This window comes from Pantoea rodasii (assembly GCF_002095465.1).
GTDB lineage: Bacteria > Pseudomonadota > Gammaproteobacteria > Enterobacterales > Enterobacteriaceae > Pantoea > Pantoea rodasii.
On sequence record NZ_MLFP01000020.1, the window covers coordinates 81,192 to 87,948 of the forward strand.

7 protein-coding genes are annotated in these 6,757 nt (G+C 51.1%); all 7 read right to left on the minus strand.

The genetic code is table 11. The features are described 5' to 3' along the window. Positions 1–63 precede the first annotated feature (63 nt). The gene (locus HA45_RS20115) at positions 64–885 is read right to left on the minus strand and encodes a KPHS_23130 family T6SS system protein (protein ID WP_128599018.1); all 822 of its coding nucleotides are present in this window, start codon (positions 883–885) and stop codon (positions 64–66) included. After that, positions 882–1,346 carry a KPHS_23130 family T6SS system protein gene (locus tag HA45_RS20120; RefSeq protein WP_158087325.1) on the minus strand — a complete coding sequence of 155 codons (465 nt, stop codon included), beginning with the start codon at positions 1,344–1,346 and terminating at the stop codon, positions 882–884. The genes HA45_RS20115 and HA45_RS20120 overlap by 4 nt, the downstream gene beginning before the upstream one ends. After that, positions 1,298–1,555, minus strand: a complete 258-nt coding sequence (locus tag HA45_RS20125) for a PAAR domain-containing protein (protein ID WP_100699809.1) — start codon at positions 1,553–1,555, stop codon at positions 1,298–1,300. Before HA45_RS20125 ends, HA45_RS20120 begins: the two co-directional genes overlap by 49 nt. 154 nt (positions 1,556–1,709) lie before the next feature. Then, complete coding sequence (locus HA45_RS20130) at positions 1,710–2,759, minus strand: SEL1-like repeat protein (RefSeq protein WP_338064345.1); 1,050 nt, start codon at positions 2,757–2,759, stop codon at positions 1,710–1,712. Between the two features lie 37 nt (positions 2,760–2,796). Continuing rightward, positions 2,797–4,098: an SEL1-like repeat protein gene (locus HA45_RS20135; RefSeq protein ID WP_100699810.1), complete on the minus strand. Its 1,302-nt coding sequence runs from the start codon at positions 4,096–4,098 to the stop codon at positions 2,797–2,799. 37 nt (positions 4,099–4,135) lie between these two features. Further along, a complete protein-coding gene (locus tag HA45_RS20140; RefSeq protein WP_240629162.1) occupies positions 4,136–5,332 on the minus strand; it encodes an SEL1-like repeat protein in 1,197 nt (398 codons plus the stop codon). Positions 5,333–5,418: 86 nt separating this feature from the next. After that, a partial coding sequence (locus HA45_RS28320) for a phospholipase (RefSeq protein WP_158087326.1) occupies positions 5,419–6,757 on the minus strand: 1,339 nt, incomplete at its 5' end.

The following is a 6,757-nucleotide window of genomic DNA, read 5'->3' on the forward strand; positions in this document are numbered from 1 at the left end:
CATTTATTCCCTGTTGCACAATCATTAGTTTTCATCATTCCATTTTCTTTACTAATTCGTTTATCACGACTGAGTTGATAGCCCCTCAGGCGAAACCATTGTGGCCCACAACGGTGCGTTGGTACGATTACCACTCAAGATTAATTGCGCTTTTCCATTTCTGCAGAATTGTGCGGCGCAGGCGACGGCAACCCATGGAGCAGCACAACCAGGATATCCAAATATTGCATCAATATTATTTAAGTCCTGCCCGATATTGATTGGACTTTTTACAGCTTTTAATGCCGTGGCAACAGCAATATTATGTTCCGAATGGATACCAACCAGCCAGCCAGACTCTATCCTTTCACCCGTTATGGGAATCCATTTCAGGGAGTGCGCAATAGCATATTCCAAATCTTTAACGTCTGTATGATATGACTGTTCCGGACGATGCAACCGCGCAAGAATCGGTAGATTCGGCATAGGTAGTGAATGACCGAGCAGTAAGCCGACAATTGCTTCTGAAGTTCCCTCAGGATGTCCGGGTTCAATCTGTGCGGCTAAGACTAAAAGCATTGTTTTTTCACTACTGCTTTGATCTAACCATTGGTCAATGACGCCAAGGCCGGCACCGGAAATGCGCGTAACGGGTTGAGCTATGCTACTGTCATCCCAGCACTGCTTAAAAGTACTCTCTATCTGATGACTATTTAAGTGGCTCTCGCACTCAAGTAATACAGCAATAGATGTTTCTTCTGACATCATGGCAAGGATTGGGCTGAGTTCTCCCAGCACATTAGCGAAGCCTCGCTTCAATAATTGCTCAACAGCTTCCTCGTTATTTCTCTTTATACGACTGTGTCGAACACCCCGGTATCCCAACCATGATGGCTGTGTTTTCAATGCCGCCTTTTTTGGCCCAAAGCATCCCACTGTAAGTTACCTTGAGTATCAGTGTCAGTGCGAAAAGCAGTATGGAGACTTAATCCATAGACATTTAAACAACGCTGCCCGCGTTGTATTTCTCGATTGAGTTGTTTTTCACGTAACCGATCACTGTTTATAGCTGCATTGGATTGTCCCTTAAACCAGGCCAGACGGAAAAACAATAGAAAAGCCCAACCTAAAAAGGGCAATTCAAGCGCGTTCTCCCAAAATATTATGTTTTTCATGTCCGGTTTAGCGATCTTCATCATTATGGCGTAATTTATGCCAACGATTATCATGATGAGCAACATTAAAAGCCACACCCACCATTTTGGCGCCACCGGTTTAATTGCAGGTGATGGTATTAATTTGAGATTGACTGGCATATTTACATCGCCGTTGCTGATGGTAGGCTTGATATCAAGCTGCACCCACATGCACAACGATGCCCATGAAATGCCACTGGTCGCCCGTAGTCTTTGTAGGTTGCATGGCCCTCTGCGATAACATTTTTACCGTGCTTAGGGCAGTTAACAGGATCTCCCACTCGCGCAGCACCTACACCGTGAAACATCATCTTCATTGAAGCACTTAATACAGAGCCGCCGCCGGTATGTTTATCACCCAGCCGAATAATATTTTTCATTATTAAATATACCTTTAGTAAATTAGTTAAATAAGAGCTTTGTCACTAAATAAAACGGTTTTGAGGATTATCTTAAATAAAAATCACCGATTGAATGACGTTATATTACCGCTATAGCACAACATGAATTACATATTCTTTCTGATGAAATCATTTAATGCGTCTGCGGTCTGCCCGTCACCTGATCCAGGTGCTTCTTCTTCGCCAGCCGGGCAATCAGCGCCTCACCCGGTTTTTCCGGCGGAATATTGGCTTCGCGGGCCTCCACCCACTTCAGTTTGCCGTCCCATTCCGGCAAAGGCGCGGGCGGTAGCGGAACGATGTCGTTGATCTCGGGTATGGTGGGATGGGCGTAGGAGTAACCTGACAGTATCTTCCAGATAGCCTTATAGCGCCGTGCGCGTTCGGGGTCTATTTGCTGGCCTAGATAATAGAGCCTGTCTATAGGCTCGGGACCGGAAAATCCATTCCTTAAAAAACTCGCTGAGTTTGAATTACCTGCCGCCACTCCGAGCTGGAATGCATGCAAAGCCTCTGAATACTTTTTATTTATTTTGAGGCCAATCCCCAGCGATAGTGCTGCCTCGCCATTACCTTGCTCAGCGGCGCATAGCAACATCTGTTTTGCAACGTCGGGGGCAATGTCAACCGGTTCAAGTTTATCGCCCACATAGGCCTGTGCCAGAGCACTCCCTTCATCAGCCGCCTTGCGATAGTAACGCAGCGCCATGTCCTCATCCTGCTTCAGCCCCGCAGCTCCATGCTGCAGATAGATGGCGATAAAGTAGTAGCCGCTGGCGACTCCGGCATCGATAAGCTGCTGGCTGAAGCGGCGTCGTTCCGATGCAGTCAGCCCAAAATGCCCGCGCAGCGACCCGTTCTGCAGATTGATGGTGGCTTTGGCATGCCCGTTCTCCGCTGCAATCCGGTAGAGGCGCCCGACCTCCGTATCGACTTCTTCCTTCTGCTTCAGCTGGTTGTTCACCTGCAGCCAGCGGGCGTATCTGAACAGCACATCAGCTTCAGCTTCCGGCCCCAGAATAATCTCGTGTTTACAGGTGAAGGCCTGCCCGGTGCTGGCCCCACCGGGCGATGGGATACCACCCATGTTTATCTGAAGCGGGGAAGCGCTGTTATCGCACCCTGCCAGCAGCAGGCAGAGCATCACAATGCTTGCGTATCGCTGGCTGTACATGTTTGACATGGCATGCTCTTCCTTGTGTTTAACGGCTTACGCAGTCCTATGCCTCGCCCAGATAACGCCACGTCACGGGCTGCTCTTCTTCCGTTAGCCTGTCACGCAAGGGCCAGGGACGGGACTGAATGCGCGATACGCGGTCAGCCGGCATCGTATCCCCCTCCCTGAAGTAACAAACCTCTTCCGGGCCTGTTCCGCTGTCCGGTATCCAGGCCGTCTGCCAGTAACCGCTTCTCGGGCAGGGTTCTCCGCTGTGGCACAGCAGCAGCGACGTGCTCTGTTTATCAAAGTCCGGGGATTCAGGCAGCGGCCTGCCGGTCGCCGGGTTCAGGTGCTTCTTCTTCGCCAGCCGGGCAATCAGCGCCTCACCCGGTTTTTCCGGCGGGATGTTGGCTTCGCGGGCCTCCAGCCACTTCAGTTTGCCGTCCCATTCAGGCAAAGGCGCGGGCGGTAGCGGAACGATGTCGTTGATTTCGGGTACGGTGGGATGGGCGCAGGAGTAATCCGCCAGTATATTCCAGATAGCCTCGTAACGCCGGGAACGCTCGGGATCTTTTTTTAAACCAAGATAGCTAATAGGGTCATCTGGTAAAGGTTCATTAAATCCGTACCTCAAAAAACTTGCCGAAGTAGAGTTCCCCGCAGCGACCCCTAACTGATATACCCGCACCGCTTCCTGGTAATTTTTATCATTCTTGTAAATAATACCCATTATCTTCGCGGCCTCCCCCTCTCCCTGCTCAGCAGCGCAGAGATACATCTGGCTGGCAACCTCCGGGGCGATATCAACCGGCTCAAGTTTTTTAGCCAGATACACCTGTGCCAGCGCACTCCCTTCATCAGCCGCTTTACGATAGTAACGCAGCGCCATGTCCTCATCCTGCTTCAGCCCCGCCGCCCCGTGCTGCAGATAGATGGCGATAAAGTAGTAGCCGCTGGCGACCCCTGCATCAATGAGCTGCTGGCTGAAGCGGCGTCTTTCAGAGGCTGTCAGCCCAAAATGCCCGCGCAGCGACCCGTTCTGCAGATTGATGGTGGCTTTGGCATGCCCGTTCTCCGCTGCAATCCGGTAGAGGCGCCCGACCTCCGTATCGACCTCTTTGTCCTGCTTCAGCTGGTTGTTCACCTGCAGCCAGCGGGCGTATCTGAACAGCACATCAGCCTCAGCCTCCGGCCCCGGAATAATCTCGTGTTTACAGGTGAAGGCCTGCCCGGTGCTGGCCCCGCCGGGCGACGGGAGGCCACGCATGTTTGTCTGAAACGGGGAAGCGCTGTTATCGCATCCTGCCAGCAGCAGGCAGAGCATCCCGATAGCGGCGTGCCGCTGGCTATAGTTTTTTATCATGGGCTGCTCTTCCTTGTGTTTAACGGCTTATGCTGTCCTAAGCCTCTCCCAGATAACGCCACGTCACGGGCTGCTCTTCCTCCGTGTGCCTGTCACGTAAGGGCCAGGGGCGGGGCTGAACGCGCGTTATGCGGTCGGCCGGCATCGTATCCCCTTCCCTGAAGTAACGCACCTCTTCCGGGCCTGTTCCGCTGTCCGGTATCCAGGCCGTCTGCCAGTAGCCGCTTCTCGGGCAGGCTTCCCAACTGTTGCACAGCAGAAGCGACGTGCTCTGTTTATCGAAGTCCGGTGATGCCGGCAGCGGCCTGCCGGTCGCCGGGTTCAGGTGCTTCTTCTTCGCCAGCCGGGCAATCAGCGCCTCGTCCGGTTTTTCCGGCGGGATGTTGGCTTCGCGGGCCTCCACCCACTTCAGTTTGCCATCCCATTCCGGCAAAGGTGCGGGAGGTAACGGAACGATGTCGTTGATTTCGGGTACGGTGGGATGGGCGTAGGAGTAACCTGACAGTATCTTCCAGATAGCCTTATAGCGCCGTGCGCGTTCGGGGTCTTTTTGCTGGCCAAGATAATAGATACTGTCAGTAGGCTCGGGACCGTAAAATCCTTCTTCTAAAAAGCTTGCAGAATTTTCATTACCGGCAGCTACCCCCAACTGAAATGCTTCAGCTGCCTTTTCATAATTCTTTTTTTCCATCAGGTTAATTCCCAGCGATAGCGCGGCTTTCCCGTCCCCCTGTTCTGCTGCGCAACGCCTCATCAGGCGGACTATGTCCCCGGTATTCTCAAGCCAGGATAACTTTTCGCCCACATAAGCCTGCGCCTGGGCGCTCCCTTCATCAGCCGCCTTACGATAGTAACGCAACGCCATGTCCTCATCCTGCTTCAGCCCTGCAGCACCGTGCTGCAGATAGAAGGCGATAAAGTAGTAGCCGCTGGCGACCCCGGCATCGATGAGTTGCTGGCTGAAGCGCTGCCGCTCAGTCGCCGTTAATCCGAACTGACCGCGCAGTGAACCGTTCTGCAGATTAATATTCGCCTTGGCATGCCCGTTTTCTGCCGCAATCCGATAGAGACGCGCAACGTCCAAATCCACCGACTTGTTCCGCTTAAGGTCATTATTTTTCTGTAACCAGCGAGCATATTTAAACAAAATGTCCGCAGCAGCATCAGGATTGGGTAAAATTTCATGCTGGCAGGAAAATGCCAGGCGGGCATTGATGTAGCTGAGTGAGTCCATAGAATTACTCTTTTTTAAAACTAGCGGAGCATTGCCCCCATCACAGCCCACCAGGAGGAGGCTGCACCATATTAATAGTCTGCGCATTAGTCCAGATCACTCCAGTTAGGTTTATCATAGTTAAATTTAATTAATGAAACTTTTGGCGACTTTCTATTCTCTGGCTTCTGATTCTCAAGATTCTTCTCAAGAAGATTTCCCCAGATCTTAAATGCATCTTCAGGATTATCCTGACCACCTTGCCCGTTAGTATGCAAATTCCATAATCTTCTTCTTAAATCCCGCGTCACACTCCCCCACTCATGAGCAATATTCATCTCACTGTCCACCTGCATACTGCGGGTGTTAATATTGGCAGAGCCATGTGTGGTGAACACGTCATTGATAATCATCAACTTGGAGTGAATATAAACAGGCATCCATTTATCTGGCGGAGAATCCATTGCGACCAGCGAGCACACATGCACTTTTAGACCAGGTATATCCACAAGGGGAATGATGCTCTCATCTATTTCTTTCTCTTTGTCTTTTATTGCAGCATCCCGTTCATAAATGTATTTCAGCTTCTCTCCATAGGGAGCATTGATGGAGGGACCGCTGGGCAGGCTGTATCGAAATTCTTCTTTCAGTTTAAGCTTGGTGATACCCGGCATGGTATCGGCCCGTCCAAGTAAATCCAGCATGCGCTGGGTATTAACGGTACCCGAACCAATACCCTCATCTGTAGCATTGGTCACTACAAACAAATGCAGAACACCATCTTTTTTGGAGTCGCGACCATTTTTTATCTGTTTTGCTACAGTTTCAGTAATTAATTTGGCCATCGGCGGCCAGCGGAAATACTGATTCTCTATATAGATAAACTGAGTGGCATTGTTGACCGCCTGTAAATAAAGCGTCTCGATATCCCGTTTTTGTTCCTGTGCCTGAGTACGAAGCAGTTGAGCCATAACCGGCGTGCCGTATTCAGGGCGGGGCTTCAGTTCTTTCGCCACTTTCTTTGCATTACGCAAAGCCAGCAGATCCTGATGCGTTTCCTTACACCACGCCTTAGCAAAATTCTCATGCAGGTGTTCCAGTATCGGGCCCGTTACCTGACTTGAGATATCCTGACGCGGGAGAAATCCGCTGGCTCCCATATTGGGTGCACAGGCATTCACGCTGCCTGCCCGCCCCCTGGATGAGTGCTCATCTGTATCCCAGTACTCATCGAGCATGTTGTGGCCCATCACAAAACCCACTGCATGCTCCGGTAATTCGTAATCCACCAGGACTGTTTTCTGGTGATTAGTGGCTGTCGCCGCCAGAAGTGCTACGGTCATTTTACTGATGTCTTTATCAAGGGCATGCAGTGATGCCTGATATTGTATCTCCGCACGTTCATCAACATTGAAGCCCCTGCTTACAAACTGCGGGAATTGCTTT

Excerpts from the sequence above, each read along its gene's own strand:
- HA45_RS20120 (WP_158087325.1), bottom strand. The coding sequence starts at position 1,346 with ATGTGGGTGCAGCTTGATATCAAGCCTACCATCAGCAACGGCGATGTA.
- HA45_RS20125 (WP_100699809.1), bottom strand. The coding sequence starts at position 1,555 with ATGAAAAATATTATTCGGCTGGGTGATAAACATACCGGCGGCGGCTCT.
- HA45_RS20130 (WP_338064345.1), bottom strand. The coding sequence starts at position 2,759 with ATGTCAAACATGTACAGCCAGCGATACGCAAGCATTGTGATGCTCTGC.
- HA45_RS20135 (WP_100699810.1), bottom strand. The coding sequence starts at position 4,098 with ATGATAAAAAACTATAGCCAGCGGCACGCCGCTATCGGGATGCTCTGC.
- HA45_RS20140 (WP_240629162.1), bottom strand. The coding sequence starts at position 5,332 with ATGGACTCACTCAGCTACATCAATGCCCGCCTGGCATTTTCCTGCCAG.